Annotated in this window: 19 protein-coding genes; 9 read left to right on the plus strand and 10 right to left on the minus strand. The window is 41.4% G+C overall.

Annotated features, from left to right (window positions below; all coding sequences use genetic code 11):
• The first annotated feature begins 43 nt into the window (after window positions 1-43).
• Entirely contained in the window at window positions 44-3,499 is a 3,456-nt protein-coding gene (dnaE, locus tag BWP33_RS00870) for a DNA polymerase III subunit alpha (protein WP_002641254.1), read from the plus strand.
• Window positions 3,500-3,571: 72 nt separating this feature from the next.
• A complete protein-coding gene (gene rsmI, locus BWP33_RS00875; RefSeq protein ID WP_002641253.1) occupies window positions 3,572-4,450 on the plus strand; it encodes a 16S rRNA (cytidine(1402)-2'-O)-methyltransferase in 879 nt (292 codons plus the stop codon).
• On the opposite strand, the gene BWP33_RS00880 is transcribed toward rsmI, so the two are convergent.
• From BWP33_RS00880 to smpB, 3 genes are all read right to left on the minus strand, one after another.
• On the minus strand, window positions 4,442-5,095 hold the full coding sequence (locus tag BWP33_RS00880; RefSeq protein ID WP_002641252.1) for a hypothetical protein: 654 nt from the start codon (window positions 5,093-5,095) through the stop codon (window positions 4,442-4,444). The two genes, rsmI and BWP33_RS00880, sit on opposite strands and share 9 nt — an antisense overlap.
• A 182-nt stretch (window positions 5,096-5,277) precedes the next feature.
• Window positions 5,278-5,763: a 2-amino-4-hydroxy-6-hydroxymethyldihydropteridine diphosphokinase gene (gene folK, locus BWP33_RS00885; RefSeq protein WP_002641251.1), complete on the minus strand. Its 486-nt coding sequence runs from the start codon at window positions 5,761-5,763 to the stop codon at window positions 5,278-5,280.
• A gap of 205 nt (window positions 5,764-5,968) precedes the next feature.
• Entirely contained in the window at window positions 5,969-6,415 is a 447-nt protein-coding gene (gene smpB / locus BWP33_RS00890; protein ID WP_002641250.1) for an SsrA-binding protein SmpB, read from the minus strand.
• A 228-nt stretch (window positions 6,416-6,643) separates the two neighbouring features.
• Between smpB and BWP33_RS00895 the strand changes: the two genes are divergently transcribed.
• The 3 genes from BWP33_RS00895 (at window position 6,644) to BWP33_RS00905 (ending at window position 9,165) form a co-directional block, all read left to right on the plus strand.
• Window positions 6,644-7,690 (plus strand): TerC family protein, encoded by a 1,047-nt coding sequence (locus tag BWP33_RS00895; RefSeq protein WP_002641249.1) that lies wholly within the window; start codon window positions 6,644-6,646, stop codon window positions 7,688-7,690.
• A 111-nt stretch (window positions 7,691-7,801) separates the two neighbouring features.
• On the plus strand, window positions 7,802-8,560 hold the full coding sequence (locus tag BWP33_RS00900; protein ID WP_002641248.1) for a DUF6585 family protein: 759 nt from the start codon (window positions 7,802-7,804) through the stop codon (window positions 8,558-8,560).
• A 185-nt stretch (window positions 8,561-8,745) separates the two neighbouring features.
• Window positions 8,746-9,165, plus strand: a complete 420-nt coding sequence (locus tag BWP33_RS00905; protein WP_224451249.1) for a DUF302 domain-containing protein — start codon at window positions 8,746-8,748, stop codon at window positions 9,163-9,165.
• Window positions 9,166-9,201: 36 nt separating this feature from the next.
• Here BWP33_RS00905 and mutL read toward each other — a convergent pair whose 3' ends face one another.
• The 7 genes from mutL to BWP33_RS00940 all read right to left on the minus strand — a co-directional run bounded on the left by mutL (window position 9,202) and on the right by BWP33_RS00940 (window position 14,942).
• Window positions 9,202-11,082 (minus strand): DNA mismatch repair endonuclease MutL, encoded by a 1,881-nt coding sequence (gene mutL, locus BWP33_RS00910; RefSeq protein WP_002641246.1) that lies wholly within the window; start codon window positions 11,080-11,082, stop codon window positions 9,202-9,204.
• Between the two features lie 69 nt (window positions 11,083-11,151).
• On the minus strand, window positions 11,152-11,709 hold the full coding sequence (grpE, locus tag BWP33_RS00915; protein WP_002641245.1) for a nucleotide exchange factor GrpE: 558 nt from the start codon (window positions 11,707-11,709) through the stop codon (window positions 11,152-11,154).
• Between the two features lie 309 nt (window positions 11,710-12,018).
• On the minus strand, window positions 12,019-12,216 hold the full coding sequence (locus BWP33_RS00920; protein ID WP_040628513.1) for a hypothetical protein: 198 nt from the start codon (window positions 12,214-12,216) through the stop codon (window positions 12,019-12,021).
• 46 nt (window positions 12,217-12,262) lie between these two features.
• A complete protein-coding gene (locus BWP33_RS00925; protein ID WP_002641244.1) occupies window positions 12,263-12,655 on the minus strand; it encodes a hypothetical protein in 393 nt (130 codons plus the stop codon).
• Window positions 12,656-12,799: 144 nt separating this feature from the next.
• Complete coding sequence (gene trhP / locus BWP33_RS00930) at window positions 12,800-14,170, minus strand: prephenate-dependent tRNA uridine(34) hydroxylase TrhP (protein WP_002641243.1); 1,371 nt, start codon at window positions 14,168-14,170, stop codon at window positions 12,800-12,802.
• 104 nt (window positions 14,171-14,274) lie between these two features.
• Window positions 14,275-14,634: an MmcQ/YjbR family DNA-binding protein gene (locus BWP33_RS00935; protein WP_002641242.1), complete on the minus strand. Its 360-nt coding sequence runs from the start codon at window positions 14,632-14,634 to the stop codon at window positions 14,275-14,277.
• A gap of 104 nt (window positions 14,635-14,738) precedes the next feature.
• Window positions 14,739-14,942: a cold-shock protein gene (locus BWP33_RS00940; protein WP_002641241.1), complete on the minus strand. Its 204-nt coding sequence runs from the start codon at window positions 14,940-14,942 to the stop codon at window positions 14,739-14,741.
• A gap of 182 nt (window positions 14,943-15,124) precedes the next feature.
• On the opposite strand from BWP33_RS00940, the gene BWP33_RS00945 reads away from it, so the two are divergent.
• From BWP33_RS00945 to BWP33_RS00960, 4 genes are all read left to right on the plus strand, one after another.
• Window positions 15,125-15,445, plus strand: coding sequence for an ATP-dependent Clp protease adaptor ClpS (locus BWP33_RS00945; protein ID WP_398408239.1), 321 nt, complete (start codon window positions 15,125-15,127; stop codon window positions 15,443-15,445).
• A complete protein-coding gene (gene clpA / locus BWP33_RS00950) occupies window positions 15,442-17,706 on the plus strand; it encodes an ATP-dependent Clp protease ATP-binding subunit ClpA (RefSeq protein WP_002641239.1) in 2,265 nt (754 codons plus the stop codon). Before BWP33_RS00945 ends, clpA begins: the two co-directional genes overlap by 4 nt.
• Before the next feature lie 248 nt (window positions 17,707-17,954).
• Window positions 17,955-18,167: a 30S ribosomal protein S21 gene (rpsU, locus tag BWP33_RS00955; RefSeq protein WP_002641238.1), complete on the plus strand. Its 213-nt coding sequence runs from the start codon at window positions 17,955-17,957 to the stop codon at window positions 18,165-18,167.
• 121 nt (window positions 18,168-18,288) lie between these two features.
• Entirely contained in the window at window positions 18,289-18,834 is a 546-nt protein-coding gene (locus tag BWP33_RS00960) for a hypothetical protein (protein ID WP_002641237.1), read from the plus strand.
• Window positions 18,835-18,865: the final 31 nt, after the last annotated feature.

Here is an 18,865-nt window from a genome sequence, read left to right on the forward strand (position 1 = left end):
GTTAAAATTCACCCATTCAAATCACCCCAAAGGCAGCCTGAAAATGGCACAAGCACACTATATTCCCCTACGCATACATTCCGAATTTTCCATCATAGACGGCACCATTCGCCTGAAAGAGCTTGCCCAAACCGCCGCCAAATTTGGTTTGCCCGCACTGGGTTTGACTGATTTAATGAACACATTTGGGCTACTCAAATTCTACAAAATCTGTCGTAACGCAGGCATCAAACCCATCATGGGCGCGGACGTTCGCATTCACAACCCTCATAAACCCGATAATCCATATCGTGCTTTGTTGTTGATTCGCAACGAAAAAGGCTACACACGTCTATCCGAATTGCTCACCCAAGCCCATACCCATCAACACAATCATCAACCCCCTGAATTATTAGAAGATTGGCTAGCTGAAGGCGATAATTCTGGCTTAATTTGTTTGTCTGGCGCACACATGGGCGAAGTCGGCAGCCAACTCATGCTCGGACACGATGACGCCGCTCAAATCGCCGCGCAAAAATATGCCACTTGGTTTCCCAACGCGTTTTATTTGGAATTACAAAGGCTGCCTGAAAAACCAGAATGGGAAACTTATGTTTCAGGCAGCCTGAAAATAGCAGCAAAATTGGATTTGCCTGTGGTGGCAACTCACGCCGCACAATTTTTACAACCCAATGATTTTTTAGCACATGACACTCGCGTCTGCATCGCAAATGGTTGGACATTGACCGACCCCAAACGCCCACGCGAATTTGTCGCCAGCCAATATTTTATTCAACCAGATGAAATGTTGTCGCGTTTTGCGGATATCCCCGAAGCTTTGCAAAACAGCGTAGAAATTGCCAAACGTTGTAATCTCACACTGACTTTGGGCAAAAATTTTCTGCCCCAATTTCCCACACCCGATGGCATGAATTTAGATGATTACATTATTCATTTATCTAATTTGGGTCTGCAAGAACGCCTAGATACACTCTACCCCAATGAAACCGAACGCGCCCAAAGGCTGCCTGAATACCAAGCACGTTTGGATTTTGAATTAAATACCATCATTCAAATGGGTTTTCCAGGTTATTTTCTGATTGTGCAAGATTTCATCAATTGGGCGAAACAAAACGGTTGCCCTGTGGGACCTGGACGTGGTTCGGGTGCGGGTTCATTGGTAGCGTATTCATTGAAAATTACCGACCTTGACCCATTGAAATACTCGCTATTGTTTGAACGTTTTTTGAATCCAGAACGCGTGTCCATGCCCGACTTTGACATTGACTTTTGTCAAGCCAATCGCGGACGAGTAATTGAATATGTACGTGAAAAATATGGCAAAGATGCCGTTAGCCAAATTGTCACATTTGGTACATTGTCGTCCAAATCGGTGATTCGAGACGTGGGACGTGTGTTGCAATTGCCGTTTGGTTTGTGCGATAAATTGTCCAAACTTGTGCCAATTGTGCAAAATAAACCGCTCCATTTAGAAAAAGCGATTGCTACTGAACCCGAAATGATGCAAATCGTCAAAGAAGAAGAAGCCGAAGAATTAATGGATTTGGCAATGAAATTGGAAGATTTAACGCGTAATTTGGGTATGCACGCAGGTGGTGTATTGATTGCACCAGGCAAAATTTCCGATTTTTGTGGCGTGTATCAAGCCGATGAACACGCATCACCTGTTTCCATGTATGACAAAGGCGATGTAGAAGAAATTGGTTTGGTAAAATTTGACTTTTTGGGTTTACGAAATTTGACCATTATTGAAATGGCGCAAAATTTCATCAAGCAAACCACAGGTAAAGATATTGACGTGAACGATGTCAATATCGCACCACTGGACGACCAAGCCGCTTATCAAATTTTCCGCGATGCCAACACAACCGCTGTCTTCCAATTTGAGTCATCGGGTATGAAAAAAATGCTCTCGCAAGCCCGAACCACCAATTTAGAAGAAATTATTGCATTTGTATCGTTGTATCGTCCTGGTCCTATGGACTTGATTCCTGATTTTATTGCACGCATGAAAGGCGCAAAATTTGAATATATGCACCCTTTACTCGCGCCTGTGCTTGAACCGACTTACGGGATTATGGTTTATCAAGAACAAGTGATGCAGGCAGCCCAAGTCATTGGCGGTTATTCATTGGGTGGCGCGGATTTGTTGCGCCGTGCCATGGGTAAGAAAAAAGTAGAAGAAATGGTCAAACACCGCGACATTTTCGCCCAAGGTGCTGCCAAACAAGGCATTAATCGTGAAAAAGCCGATGAAATTTTTGATTACATGGAAAAATTCGCAGGCTACGGTTTCAATAAATCTCACGCCGCCGCCTATGCTTACGTTTCGTTTCAGACAGCATGGCTCAAAGCACATTATCCTGCTGAATTCATGGCAGCAACCATGTCCAGTGAATTGGATAACACCGACCAATTGAAAATTTTTTATGATGATGCACGTAGTAAATTAAATGGCATCACGTTTTTACCGCCAGATGTGAATGAATCATACTACCGATTCGTTCCCAATAACCAAAAACAAATCCGCTACGCACTCGGTGCAATCAAAGGTACGGGCGAAGCTGCAGTTAATGCTATTGTCGCGGCGCGTGAATCGGGGGGTAAGTTCAAAAATTTATTTGATTTTTGCGAGCGTGTGGGCAAACAACACATCAATCGCCGTACCATTGAGGCTCTGATTCGTGGCGGTGCATTTGATGGTTTAGAGACAAATCGCGCCTTATTGTTAGCCAATGTAGAACTCGCGTTGCAAAACGCCGATCAAAAAGCCAATAATGCCAATCAAGGTGGTTTGTTTGATATGCTGGACGATGCAATTGAAGAATTAGAAATGCTGCCTGAAAAAGCATGGAGCGAATCACAAAAATTAGCCGAAGAAAAACAAGCTATTGGTTTTTATTTAAGCGGACATCCATTTGAACCACATCGCGCCGAAGTCCGTCAATTCAGCAAAACGCCATTAGCCCAATTACGTCCCGCGCAACATACGCAATTGATTGCAGGTTTCGCCACCCAAATTCGCACCATCATGGGCAAAAATGGCAAATTCATCGCCATCACATTGGAAGACAATACCGCCAGCCAAGAAGTGATTGTACGTGGCGAAGCATTGGATAATTTATCCAAAGATGCACTCAAAACCGACCAAATTTTGATTGCAGATTGTCGGATTTCCGAAGACACGTATTCGGGCGAATTGGGGGCGTTGCGGATTTCAGCAAATGCGGTATACACGCAAAATGAAGCACGTGTGGCATATGCGCGGGGTTTGTCATTGAATGTGAATCCAAGTTGCGATGTAGCAAAATTAATGCAAATTCTGCAACAAAATCAACAAAAAAATAATGAGCACCGCATTTCATTAAAATTAAATTATGAAAATGAACAAGCCAAAGGCATTTTATTGCCAAGTGCAAAATGGCGTATGGGTTTATCCACTGATTTTTTGTTGCAATTGGAAGCCTTGTTGGGCGAAGAAAATGTGATTGTGAATTAAATTATTCTGAAAAAGCCACATTTTCTCTATAAAATACCCACTTCATTTTTCAGGCAGCCTGAAAGTTAAACCATGCAAAAACATTTCCAAAAAGCCCTAGACAGCATTCAACCACAAACACTCTACATTGTCGCCACACCCATTGGCAATCTCGCCGACATCACGCTACGCGCCCTTGCCGTGTTGCAAAAAGCCGATTTAGTGTGTGCCGAAGACACGCGCGTCTCTGCACAATTGTTGTCCGCTTATGGCATTCAAGCCAAACTAATTTCCGTGCGTGAACACAACGAACAACAAATGGCCGACAAAATCATCACCGCCTTAGAAAACGGACAAAGCGTGGCACAAATCTCAGACGCGGGAACACCCGCCGTGTGCGACCCAGGCGCAAAATTAGCAACCCGTGTGCGTGAAGCGGGATTTTCAGTCGTGCCAGTAGTGGGCGCGTCTGCCGTGATGGGCGCATTGAGCGTGGCGGGCGTTACTGAACCCAATTTTTATTTTCATGGATTTTTACCCCCAAAATCAGGCGAACGCATCAAGTTATTTGAACGCTGGCAAAACGCAGATTACGCGATTATCGCTTTTGAAACGCCACACCGCATCGCCGCCACTTTGGACGATATGATGCACATTTTCCCCGAACGTAAAATCATGTTGGCGCGAGAAATGACCAAAACCTTTGAAACGTTTCTTTCAGGCAGCGTGCGCGATATTCAGGCAGCCTTAAAAAATGACAGCAACCAATCACGTGGCGAAATGGTGTTACTGATTCATGCCGCCATCAAAGAAAAAACCGACACGCTGCCTGAACACGCGCAAAATGTGATGAACATTTTAACCGCCGAATTACCCACCAAACAAGCCGCTGAACTTGCCGCCAAAATCACAGGCGCAAACAAAAAAGATTTGTACAATTTGGCAATTAGCTGGAAAACACAATCATCGTGAAAATTCACGTTGCAATGATTGAATATTTTGTTGACGTTCACGAATAATATTGCTGATTTTGTAAATAGCCGCCATATTATTGCGTTTTTTAGCGATTTCCAATTGAGATTGTGCGGCTTTGAGCGCAGCCTGTTCATTTTGAATTTCTTGATTCAAGACTTGATGCCGACTCATCACAGGCGCAACTGACGGTTTATATTGAATTTGAAACGTGGGACGATGCACAATTGGCGCGGTGTTTTTGTTGGCGGATTGGGTTTTGTGTGATGACGTAACTGGCGGTAAAGATTCTATCTTTTCTACACGCGGAGTCGGTGGTGGCAAAATGGGCGTGCGGTCATACGAACCGTATTCATAGTCTGTCCAAATTTTGGCAATGGCATCATTGGCATCGTTGCTGGCAACTGGTGCAGACACGGCTTCGGCTGGCAACGCCACATTGCTGGCGACTTGAATCGGTGGCGCAAACTGATTGGTATCTGTTTCACTGATGCCGTTGATGATGGACGGTTTGCAAGTGGCATCTTGTTTGATGGTAGTGTAGGCTGGTTTACCGTGAATCAGACAAATATAAGTGGTTTGCGCGACCGATAATGGACTGATTAAAAAAATAAAAAGAAAAATACTGGATTTTAACGTGTTCATGTTTTCAGGCTGCCTGAACAATAGAATTTAATGATTTTATGAATGTAGTATTTTAAGAACCTGTTTTCGTAAGATTGATAACTTGATTTTATTGATAATTTTTGCAAATATAAGGCGGCTTTTTAAGCCAATATCGGGATTAGGCGATAAAAGCAAGCTATTAAGATTATCAATACAGGTTCTTATTTTATCACCACTATTTCAATGCCATCATTACCCAATTGTTCGGCTAATTCGGTGGCTGTACCATGTGTGCCAATGGCATAATTGGGGGCAATTTGTGCCAAAGGTTGCATCACAAAACTGCGTAAATGAGCGCGTGGATGTGGCAATTCTAAAGTATCGGTCTGAATATTTTCATGATTAAAATCAATAATATCTAAATCTAACGTGCGCGGCGCATTGCGAAACGTGCGGACACGCCCAAACTCATTTTCAATGTTTTGCAGCAACACCAACAAAGTTGCTGGTGATACATTGGTTTGCACTTGCGCCACAGCGTTGATGAAATCGGGTTGGTCGGTGTAGCCCACAGGAGTGGTTCGATACAATGGCGATAGAATAAATTGAATAATTTCAGGCTGTTGAGCCACACGTTGTGCGGCTTGGAGAACTTGTTGTGTTGGATTTTCTAGATTACTACCAAAAGCGATGATGGCGGTGTACATGGGAATTTCTCTGTTTATTTAGAACCTGTATTCGTAAGATTGATAACTTGATTTTATTGATAATTTTTGCGAATACAAAGTGGCTTTTTAAGCCAACGCAGTAGGCGTATGAAATGGCGGTAAAAGCAAGCTATTAAGATGATGAACACAGGTTCTTAATATTTTTGATGTAAATAATTTTCAGGCAGCCTGAAAACATATTGAATTATCTGGCGTGTTTCATCAAACGTTGTTTTTCGCGTTTCCAATCCGCTTCTTTGCTTGATTCGCGTTTATCGTGCAATTTTTTGCCTTTTGCCAAACCGATATCCATTTTGATTTTGCCACGATGAAAGTGCATATTGAGTGGAACGATGGTGTAGCCTGCGCGTTCGGTTTTACCGATTAATTTGTTGATTTCGCGCTGATTTAATAATAACTTACGCGGACGAATGGGATCGGGTTTCACATGATTTGATGCGGTAGGCAAAGCCGTAATATGGCAACTGACTAGATAAAATGCGTCTTTTTTCCAATAGATATAGCTTTCTTTCAATTGTACGCGACCCGCGCGAATGGCTTTTACTTCCCAGCCTTCCAGCACCAAACCTGCTTGAATTTGCTCTTCAATAAAATAATCATGAAAAGCCTTGCGATTGTTTGCAATAGACATTTTGATTTTCCTTAAAAAATAATGGCGTTATTTTAACAGAAAATGATTTCAGGCTGCCTGAAACCTTTGCAAAACCTTAAAAATATACCTCAAAATAGGGTTTTGCAAAGATTCTAACTATTTGCCAACCCATCAGTAGGTGAAATTGTTTGGATAAAATAAAATCTTTCGTTATAATCACGCGGTTTACTAAATTCAGTTATTTTAATTATTGGGAATTTAATTTATATGTCTTTGATTTCTTTTGGTTTTCCGATGGAAACGGTTGTTATTTTTACCGTATTGTTTATGAGTGCATTGGCACTAGAGCGATGGGCGCACCGTCATCATCGTGAAATTTTGCCTAAACAAGCTTTGTGTTGGTCGGCATTTTGGGTGGCGGTGGCGATATTATTTGGAATTTATTGCGGGTGGCGATACGGGCATGACACGGCTATGGCTTTTTTTTCAGGCTACACTTTATGGCAAATTTTATCGTTGGATAATGTGGTGGTCATGATGGCGATTTTTGCGTGGTTTCAGATTCCAACCTCATTGCATTATCGGGTATTACGTAGAGGCGTAGCAGTAACGGCATTGTTTCAAATCATTTTTGTGTTGGTGGGTGCAATTTTTTTGAATATGGGCATGATGGTAGAAATTTTGTTCATGTTGGCAATTGCGGCATCTGGCTACTTTAAATTAAAGAATAATCAAATAGATGCAAGCGACGAAGATTATTCGGAACATTTTGGTTATGCTTGGATGCAACGTTTGTTTCCTGTGTTTCCACGTTTACATCAAAATTATTTTTTCTTAAAAAACGATACGTTATGTCAAGCACAAGCAACGTATCCTGATGTGAAACTGGTTGGCAAAAATGCAACAAACCTCAACAGCACCATAAAAAAAATTAAACAAAATCAATTAGTAGCTACGCCATTACTGGTGTGCTTGGCAGTCATTGAATTAAGCAACATGATGTTATCGTTAGACAGCATGCCTGCGGTTTTGGTAATTTCGCGCGACCCTTGGTTGGCTTATATGGCGGCGATGCTCGCGATAATGAATGTGCGAACCTTATATTTTGCTTTGATTGCATTCAAGCAATACAGCGCAATGATGGAAAAAGTTGCCGTGATTTTGTTGTATTTTGTTGCATTTAAATTATTATTTTCATTAAGTAATCAAATTTTCTATCATGGCTGGGAAATCTCTGCTACTTCATTTTTGGTGGTCATGTTACTGGTTATGGCTTACAACATAGCAATAACATTTGTGGCTAAAAAACAGTAAGCTATATATTCATCATCAAAAAGGCTGCCTGAAAATACTTGAAATCAGCAAGAATTTTGTCCATATTTAAAACATTCTGTAGGAACAACTAAAAATTTTAAGGTCAGAAAAATGAAACTTCCTGAACAACTGGGTACATTACTTTTTCGCTCCAAAAAATCACCCATTCGTTTTGCGTGTTGGACGGCATTGATATTGATTCCAGCATTGATTTTGGTGTTTCCATCGCGACAAAGCATCACAGTCAATGAAATCATTGGTGGTGCAGTATTAGGCGGTATCACATTGTATTTATTACTGGATTATATTTGGGCGCGTGTGGATATGTACGAAAACGGAATTGTACAAAAACGCCTATTTAGCAATACACAGGTTATTTTATTCAATGAGTTTACACAAATTTACGTGCGTCGCTGGTGTATTGGTTTTTTGCGGTGGCGATTTTTTCCACATGTTACTGTTTTTATTGAAAATGATGGTCATAACTACAAGATTTCATCTAATTTTCATCGCAATAATGAAATCATTACCGCTACCGAAACCTATATTTATAAAAACAGTATGCATATGTTAAATCAACTATTTGATGCAGGCGAAATTTTGGCATTTGGTGATGTGCAACTGGGACGTAATCAAATCGTCCTTGGTAAAAAACACCTACCACGCCAAGATGTTGGACAAATTTCCATAAAAGACGGTTATTTGCGGTTATACGAAAAAAATGGCAAAGGTGGCATTAAACGCTTGGCATTTGGTAAAACAAAATTGCGAAAAGTCGCTAATCTTAATATGTTATGCAGATTCATTGAATTCAACGATGTGAATATAGAAAAATTTGGCTATCGTGTTTTTAAAATTCCATTTTTGTGAAAATAAAATGTCAGGCAGCCTTGCCATACATGATAAAATTTTGTGTTGTTGGCAAAATTGTCGTGTTATGACAAGCCAACAAGCCAGCCTGAAAAAATAAATTCAAATTCTATTGGAGAATGAATATGATGCGTTCTATTATTGTGCCTATTTTTACTGCAATGACTCTAAGCGCGTGCGTGCAAATGTCGTTGCAACCGTCTATTTCTCATCAGGAAATCAGCCATATGACCCATACTTTGACCAGCCAATATTCGTTTGATGAAACCGTGGTGCGTTTGACCCAAGCCGTGCAGAGCAAAGGCATGACTGTGTTTGCCACCATTGACCACCAAGATGCCGCCAAAAAAGTCGGTTTAACCATGCAGCCTGCCAAAGTCATCATTTTTGGGACACCTAAAGCAGGTACGCCTTTGATGATTAAAGACCCTGAACTGGCGTTACAATTGCCGTTACGTGTGTTGGTTACGGAAGTTGGCGGTAAGGTACAAGTGGTGTTCAACGACACGCGCACCGTGATTCAAGGCACGAAAATTGAATACAGCGATGTAGAAAATAATTTGGCAAATGCTGAAAAATTAATTCGTGCCACTGTAACAAATTAATTTTTTAGGAAAATATGTTCAGGCAGCCTGAAAATATTATTGCCCACGCAAAAACAACGCGTCCAAATCGGTCAATGCCAATCGTACCCAAGTGGGTCGTCCGTGGTTGCATTGATTGCTGCGTGGCGTGTTTTCCATATCGCGAAGTAGGGCATTCATTTCAGGCTGCGTAAGTTGTCGCCCAGCGCGTACCGAGCCATGACACGCCATCGTGCTGATAATTTGATTTTCCAGTTTTTCAACAATTTGTGAACTGCCTACGCAAGCTAACTCGCGCAATACATCTTGCGCCAACGCCACCGCGTCCGCTTGCCCCAACATCGCGGGGATGGCGAGAATGGCAATTTGCCCATCACCCAAATCCTGCAATTGCAAACCATATTCGTGTAATGTGTCTGCATGGTCGGCGAGCGTGGCACGTTCTTCGTGTGTGGCTTGAAATCTCATTGGAATCAATAACATTTGTGTTTTCAGGCTGCCTGAAAGTCGCTGTGTTTTCATTTTTTCATAATTCACGCGCTCCGCCGCGGCGTGCATATCCACCAAAATCAAACCCTCTGATGTTTGCGACAAAATATAAATTCCCAATAATTGTGCCAACGCAAAACCCAATGGATATTCTTGATTCTCAACATGATTATTTTTTGGATTTTCTGGTGCGACGTTCAAGCGTGTTTGTTCTAATTCGGCTAATTCATTGTCTTGGCGATAAAGTTCAGCGTAGGTGTTCATGGCAGCGCGACTTTCTTTGAGCGATAAATTGCGCTGAATAGGCGCACGAAAAGCCGCATAATTAGCAGGTGCAACTTTTTGATTATTTGAATAATTATTTGAATTTTCACTTTTCAGGCTGCCTGAAAATGTGTCGTTTGGTAAAATGCGTTCATGCAAAATGTCGCCTGCATTGCTCACGCTGTCGGTTACATCAGCACGAGTTTCTGCCAGTACTTTGTTTAAATTATGAAAAATTAATTGATGCACCGCTTGGCTATCACGAAAACGGACTTCGGTTTTGGTCGGGTGGACGTTCACGTCAACCAGTTCGGGTGGAATGTCCAAAAATAATACAAAAGCAGGCACGATTTGATTATGCAACACGTCCCGATAGGCTTGTTTGACGGCATGTAAAATGACTTTGTCGCGCACAAAACGATTGTTGACAAAGCAAAATTGCATATCTGATTTGCCTTTTGCAAAAGTTGGTTTGGAGACAAAACCGTGTACGCGCAATATGTTTTCGCCGCTGTCCACAGGCAAACAGGCAGCCTGAAAATCCTCTCCCACAATTGTACCCACGCGTTGCGCTAAAGTTTGCGCTGGATAATTGAATACAGATTTCCCATTATTTTTCAATGAGAAAGCAACTTGTGGATTCGCCAACGCCAAACGTTCTAGCATAGTGGCACAATGGGCGTATTCAGTGTTTTCGGATTTCAAAAATTGTCGTCTGGCGGGTGTGTTGAAAAACAATTCGCACACTTCTACGGTTGTGCCGATGGGGTGAGATGCGGCAGCGATGGGGCTTAGTACACCATCTTCGGCGCGAATTTCGTGGGCGTGAGGAAGTTCGGCGGTACGGCTGGTCAGTGTTAAGCGCGAAACCGATGCAATGCTCGCCAAGCCTTCGCCGCGAAAACCCATGCTGCGAACGTGTTCTAAATCAGATAAGTTTTTGATTTTACTGGTAGCATGGCGCGATAAAGCCAAAGGTAAATCATCAGCGTGAATGCCACTACCGTTATCGGTTACGCGAATGAGTTTAATGCCGCCGCCTGTAATTTCCACAGAAACTTGGCTTGCGCCAGCATCTAAACTGTTTTCTAGAATTTCTTTGAGTGCATTGGCTGGGCGTTCTACCACTTCGCCTGCGGCAATTTGATTGATGAGATGATTGGGTAATTGGGCGATGCGAGACATGGATTTAATGACAATAATAAATAAAATAATTTTCAGGCTGCCTGAAAATAAAGGCAGCCTGAAAAGAGATTATGATTGATTTTCAACGGGTTGATTGGCTTTGGCAACGGTAACCATGGCAGGGCGCAATACTCGGTCGTGCATGGTGTAACCTTTTTTCAGTAAACTCACAATCGCACCAGTTTCCACGTCATCGGCTTCTACTTCTTGCATACCGTGATGTTGATGTGGATCTAATTTGTCGCCTTTTTGTGGGTTAATTTCTTGAATTTTTGTATTTTCAAAGGCTTTTTTCAACACGTCCAGCGTCATGCTGACACCCATTTTCATCGCATCAAAATTACCACTTTGATCCTGCAATGCCATTTCCAAATAATCTTTCACGGTCAACATTTCGGCAGCGAAATTTTGCGCGGCAAATTTATGTGTTTTTTGCAATTCTTCTTGGAAACGGCGATTTAAATTTTGCTCATTTGCCAAAGCGCGTAATTTTTCATCTTGCAACATACCTTCTAATTCGGCAATGCGCTCTTGCAATTCTTCGTAAGTGGGGGGCGTGTTTTCTTCGTTTTCAGCGTCCAATACTTCGGGATTTTCGTTTTCAGTATTTTGATTTTGTTCAGACATTTTTTTTCCTTTGCGGAACGGATTAGAAAATTTCATAACGCATACATTGGGCTAGTTGGAATAATTTCAAGCTATTTTAATACAGAAAAACTCACGATGGTGGCGATATACAACCCAGATACCCTTGTCCGTTATTTCTGTTACCTCATCTTGACCCAAAAACCAAATTCTTAGAACCTGTATTCATAGCCAACATGAAATGGATTTTTGTCCCAGTTGGTGCGAATGTCAGGCGAATTTTATGCCAATAGCCGTTCCTATTGGCATAAAATTCAACGCAGCAGGCGTGCTAAATGGGGCAAAAAGACATCACGCTTGGTTGTGAATACAGGTTCTTACTTTAATGGTTTTCGGTTTGCTTGTGTGTGTGATTTCAAAATCCATTTTGCTGGCTTTGGTCACGAACGGTGCTTCGCTTTTACTGGATTTCTCATTAGGTCTAGCAACATTGGCAAATGTCAACAACGTGCTTAAACCCAATGATGTGAATAAAATCCAGTTTTTCAAATGGTTTTCTTTCTAAAAATATTATTTCAGGCTGCCTGAATGTAGATTACACAATTTCCATTTGTAAAATTAAATCTTTTAAACGCCTACGCGCCAGTGCCAAAGTACCTTTGTTTTTACTTAAGACAAAATACACGAAAATACCATCTAAATGATTGGCAGGAACCAAAATATGATATTGAGTTTCCAGTGTAATCAAAAAATCTTCAATTTTTTCGTTGATGCCCAATGATTTCATAATGCGTTGTTTAGCATGATATAGCTCGGTATTGCTGGCAGATGCGTATTCTAAATCCATCTCTTCACGCGATTTACTGAGTGAACCGAGCATAAATCCTGTGTTAGCATCTACAATAGCAACCGCCATTGCACCATCAATATGTAGCATATTGATTAAAGTTTGTTCAATGCTAATCGTGTTTGCGTCAAAAGGAATCATTTTGTTTACCTTTAAAATGTAATGAGTTTAATAAATAATAAATTAATATATGTTAGGTGAAGCTTTTAGGTTATTTTATCAAAAGAAATGATTTTTAGGCTGCCTAAGATTAATTAGGCAGCCTGAAAAATATTAACTACTTCATTATAAAGAAGAATTATCGTTTTGAATCACACGCGCCACAAGTGCTTTTTCGCGACCATACATATTGGGGATTTGCACTTGAATGCCGTTACCTGCTGCTACGTCCACGAATTCGCCTTTTCGTTTCATTTGTTCTAGTTTAATCAACTGGTTACCTTTAGGGTGGATAATTTCCAATAAATCGCCCACTGAAAATTTGTTTTTCACATCAATGGTAGCCCAACCGTCTTCGTTAATTTCGCTGATTTGTCCGACAAATTGAGATTGTTTGGCGATGGAATGTCCATACAAATAATTTTGATAATCTTGGGTTTGGTGGCGTTCCAAAAAGCCTGACGTGTAGCCGCGATTAGCCAAGCCTTCCAATTCGGCTAACAAGCTATAATCAAATGGTTTGCCTGCTACTGCATCATCAATTGCTTTACGATAGGCTTGTGCGACACGCGCAACGTAGTAAACCGATTTGGTACGACCTTCCACTTTCAGGCTGTCTACGCCAATTTCCGCCAACTTTGCCACTTGTTCAATCGCGCGTAAATCTTTGGAATTCATGATATAAGTACCGTGTTCGTCTTCCATAATGGGCATCATTTCGCCAGGGCGATTGCTTTCTTCAATCAAGAAAACTTTGTTGGCTGCTGGGTGGCGTTGTTGTCCATTGATGCCTTCAAAAGCAGAATTGGCATCGTCTTGAGCTGCCTGAAAATGGAAACCTTGCAATAATTTGGCATCGCCCATTTCATCTTCTTCGGCGTTGTGGACTTTGTAATCCCAACGACAAGAATTGGTGCAAGTGCCTTGATTGGGGTCGCGATGGTTGAAATATCCTGATAATAAACAACGCCCTGAATACGCAATACACAATGCGCCATGTACAAATACTTCTAATTCAATATCGGGGCATTCTTGGCGGATTTCGGCGATTTCGTCCATACTCAATTCGCGCGACAAGATGATGCGTTCCACACCGATTTTTTGCCAAAATTTCACGCCCCAATAATTGGTGGTATTGGCTTGTACGGATAAATGGATTGGCATTTCGGGATATTTTTCACGCACTTGCATAATCAAGCCTGGGTCGGCCATAATCAGTGCATCTGGTTTCATGTCAATCAAGGGTTGCATATCGCTGTGGAATGTTTTGAGTTTGGAGTTGTGTGGCAATGTATTGACGGTTAAAAAGAATTTTTTGCCACGTTGATGGGCTTCGGTAATGCCTTGTTGTAAAACGTCTAATTTGGCAAATTCATTGTTTCGCGCACGAAGTGAATAGCGTGGCGAACCTGCATAAACCGCATCTGCGCCAAAATCAAAAGCCGTTCTCATGCGCTCTAAACCGCCAGCGGGAAGTAAGAGTTCTGGGGATTTCATGGTTATTTCTTTCGTGTGAATGTGTTTCAGGCAGCCTGAAAATGATAAGTAATGGGCTGGCAGATTATCTACGTTTTTAATTGAGGGGTCAATTTTCAGGCAGCCTATTTTGTTTGGGTAAAACTTTCGTGTAGTAACGACAATAATTGTTTTTCAGGCAAAGAGTTATCTAAATATACGCTTAACCAATGTCGCTTATTCATGTGATAAGCGGGCGCAAAACCTTGTTGCCCACTCAATTGGGTAACCCATTCGGGTGGTAATTTTAAATTAACAATATCATATTGATTTTCATTGTTTTTACCAATTAGACTGCCTGAAACACGCATGATAATTGCAAACCATTTTTGGTTGTGTGCATGACGGAAAACTGCGTAATTGGGGTGATGTCGCCATAAGAATTCAGGTGAAACGGCGTATTGTTGGGCGATATAATCGGTTAAAAATGAGCGTTGCGTGGACATAACAATTAGATTTTCAAAAAATTTTCAGGCAGCCTGAAAACAAAAACGACAGATTAAGTTGAATCTGCCGTTTCCATCATCATAATTAATTAGGAATTATGGGTTTATGCTGCTTGGATATTAGAAGCCTGTTTGCCTTTAGGGCCAGTGGTTACTTCAAAAGAAACTTTTTGACCTTCTTTCAAAGTTTTGAAGCCTTCCATATTAATCGCAGAGAAGTGTGCGAACAAATCTTCGCCACCTTCGTCAGGTGTGATAAAACCAAAACCTTTAGCGTCATTAAACCATTTAACAATACCAGTTGCCATAATTATGTTACTTTCATACAAAAAAATTTAAAAAACAGCGAAAAACTGGCGGTTCAAATAGCCACTAAGCACATCAGACAGCGCAACTTTCGCTGGTTTGACGTTTTACAGATTTTAGAGAAAATAGTCAAGGTTTGTTTTGCGAAATGCAAATTTTTCATTAAAATAGTAAAAAATACAACATAAATCACCAAATTATTATGACCATTACTGAATCTGCTCAACAAATTAGCCAAAACCAAATCGCACCACCCAAACAATATGGCGTGTATCTGCTTAACGATGATTACACCACAATGGAATTTGTGGTACAAATTTTAATGGACGTTTTCAGGCAGCCTGAAGAACGCGCTATTTCCGTGATGCTGGAAATTCATCATCACGGCAAAGGGTTATGTGGCGTTTACACGCGCGATATGGCTCAAACCAAACAGCATCAAGTGATGATTCTCGCTGCTGATGCTGGCTTTCCCTTATTGTGTACTGTAGAGGAATTATCATGATTGCCAATGAATTAGAACGTATTTTGCAAAAAATGTATGAAGAAGCCAGTCAATGGCGACACGAAATGGTCGGATTGGAGCATTTACTGTTGGCATTGATTGAATACAGCGAAACGGTGCGCCATGCTTTGCAGCAGTGTGATGCGAATTTGGAAGATTTGAAAGCTAAATTACTAGAATCTATTCATCAATTTACACCTACTTTATCGCAAATCAGTGAGCCACAACCCACGCTTGGTTTTCAACGTGTGATGCAACGTGCCATGATTCATGTGCAGCAAGCTGAAAAAGGCGAAGTATTGCCGATGGATTTGTTGGTAGCGTTGTTTAGTGAAGACGATAGTCATGCGGTTTATTTTTTACAAAAACAAGGGATTACGCGTAGCCAATTATTGCGTTATGTCGCGCATGGTATTGGTGCATTGAATCACGATTCTTCGCCACAATTGCGTCAAAATGATGATGAAAGCAGCGTGGATAACAATCCATTAGAAGCTTATACCGTTAATTTAAATGAAGAAGTGAAAGCTGGTCGCATTGATCCACTGATTGGGCGCAAAATGGAAATAGAGCGTTTATTGCAAGTTTTGTGCCGTCGCCGTAAAAATAATCCACTTTTGGTGGGTGAGGCGGGTGTGGGTAAAACCGCGTTGGCGGAAGGTTTGGCGTATTTAATTGAACAAAAACAAATTCCTGAAGTATTGGCAAATGCGATTGTATTTTCATTAGACATGGGCGCGTTATTGGCTGGCGCGAAATATCGTGGCGATTTTGAAGCGCGTGTGAAAGCGGTGTTGAAAGAATTGGCACAAATTCCCAATGCCATTTTATTTATTGATGAAATTCATGCAATTATCGGTGCAGGCAGCACGCAAGACAGCAATATGGACGCGAGTAATTTACTCAAACCCGCGTTGGCAAAAGGACAACTTCGCTGTATTGGTGCAACTACTTACGAAGAATTTCGTACCATTTTTAGTAAAGACCACGCGTTGAGTCGCCGTTTCCAAAAAATTGATGTGGTTGAACCGAGTATTGCAGAAACTGTGTTGATTTTGCAAGGTTTAAAACCCGCGTTTGAGCAACATCATGAAGTTACCTACACCGATGAGGCTTTTCAGGCAGCTGCGGAATTGTCCGCAAAATACATTAATGAACGCTTTTTGCCAGACAAAGCCATTGATATTATTGATGAAGCTGGTGCGGCGCAACGCATCAGGCAGCCTGAAAAACGCGTCAATCCGATTGACAAAAATCAAATAGAAACCATCGTGGCGAAAATGGCGCGGATTCCTGAAAAAACTGTGTCGCACGATGACAAACAAGTGTTGCAATATTTGGCACGTGATTTGAAAAACATGGTTTTTGGTCAAGATAATGCGATTGATGTGCTGGTTTCGGCAGTGAAAATGTCGCGGTCGGGGTTGGGTTTGCCTGACAAACCGATTGGCAGTTTTTTGTTTTCGGGTCCGACTGGTGTCGGTAAAACAGAAGTGGCTAAACAATTGGCGTATGCTTTGGGTGTACCACTGCAACGTTTTGATATGTCTGAATATATGGAAGCACATGCGGTTTCGCGTTTGATTGGTGCGCCGCCTGGATACGTTGGTTACGAACAAGGCGGTTTACTAACAGAAGCCATTAATAAACAACCACATTGCGTTTTGTTATTGGATGAAATTGAAAAAGCCCATCGCGATATTTACAATGTGTTGTTACAAGTCATGGACGCAGGTAAATTGACCGATAACACAGGACGCAGCGCGGATTTTCGCAATGTGATTCTCATCATGACCACTAATGTAGGCGCAGAAGCTTTGAGTCGCCCAAGTTTTGGTTTTACCAGTAAACGAGAACGCGGCGATGAAATGATTGATATTAAAAAACAATTTACACCCGAATTCCGCAATCGTTTGGATGCGATGATTCCATTTGCGCCGTTATCGCCTGAAGTGATTGTGCGTGTGGTGGACAAGTTTTTATTGCAATTGGAACAGCAATTATTGGACAAAAAAGTACAGGTTACTTTTGGTAAGTTGTTGCGTAATCATTTGGGTGAAAAAGGTTTTGATCCACAAATGGGCGCACGTCCGATGAATCGTTTGATTCAAGAAGAAATTCGTAAGGCGTTGGCTGATGAATTGTTGTTCGGGCGGTTGGTCGATGGGGGTTATGTGGCGATTGATTGGGACAATGAGGCGCAAAAAGCGGTGTTGTCGTTTGAGAAAAACAGCGCGTTGCGTGAAAAAACAGAAGCTTGACGAGGCAGCCTGAAACTGGGATAATCCGCCCAATTTGATTGAAGCAGCCGTTTAATTGAGTTAAACGGCTGATATTGTTTTTTGGTGCAATTGAGATTGCGCTATGAGTTAGGGGGTGATGTTTTCATCACGGGCGTGTGTTTTGCCTTATTTATCATGAAATAAAATAAACACTTTCAGGCAGCCTGAAACCAAATTAATGCTGATAAGCTTTTATTTTTAAACTTTTTTATTGAAGGAATGAAAACATGCCTGCTATTCGTGTAAAAGAAAATGAACCATTTGAAGTAGCGATGCGTCGCTTTAAACGTGCCATTGAGAAAACAGGTCTTTTGACTGAATTACGCGCGCGCGAAGCTTACGAAAAACCAACTACTGAACGTAAACGCAAAAAAGCAGCAGCTGTGAAACGTTTGCAAAAACGTTTGCGTAGCCAAACTTTGCCACCTAAAATGTATTGATTTTTCGGCGCATCATTTTGTCATTGCGATGAAATGAATCCATTATCTGAACACCGCAACACAATGAGTTTGCGGTGTTTTTTTCATTAATCATCATTCTATCGTTCATTAATACATCATTATGTTAAACACAAATTTACTTCGCTACCGTAAACTAACACTAGGTGAAATCACACTCGCGCAAACCGTGTACCAAAATAGTTTGAATTACGACAAAATTTTTATTCACAAAGGTCGGCTTATTCCATTGTTTCAAAATGAGAAAATTGCCATGTCGCCGTTTGGGACGATGCACTTTCCGCCTGCGTTGTATGTGGACGATTTCAGCACAGCCAGTATCACCAAACAACATTTATTTATTCATGAAATGGCGCACGTTTGGCAATATCAACTGGGCTTGATGACATGGCTGGACGGCGCAATTTTAGGGATGAAAGGCGGTTATCGTGGCAATGCGTGCTATGCGTACAGCGACCGTGTGGGTGTGTGTCAGCGATTCAATCAATTTAATATGGAACAGCAAGCGGATTTGATTGCTGATTGGTTTATTTTCAAAAATACACAAAATAATCCACAAGTTAAAATGATTATGAGCGAATTTATCAGCAATCCGAGTAATGTGCATTTGTTGCCTGTTCATGCGGAGTTTCGTTTTCAGGCTGCCTGAAACTTTTGCATCAAAACCCTAGATTGGCGTA

It is taken from the genome of Simonsiella muelleri ATCC 29453 (assembly GCF_002951835.1).
Classification (GTDB): domain Bacteria; phylum Pseudomonadota; class Gammaproteobacteria; order Burkholderiales; family Neisseriaceae; genus Simonsiella; species Simonsiella muelleri.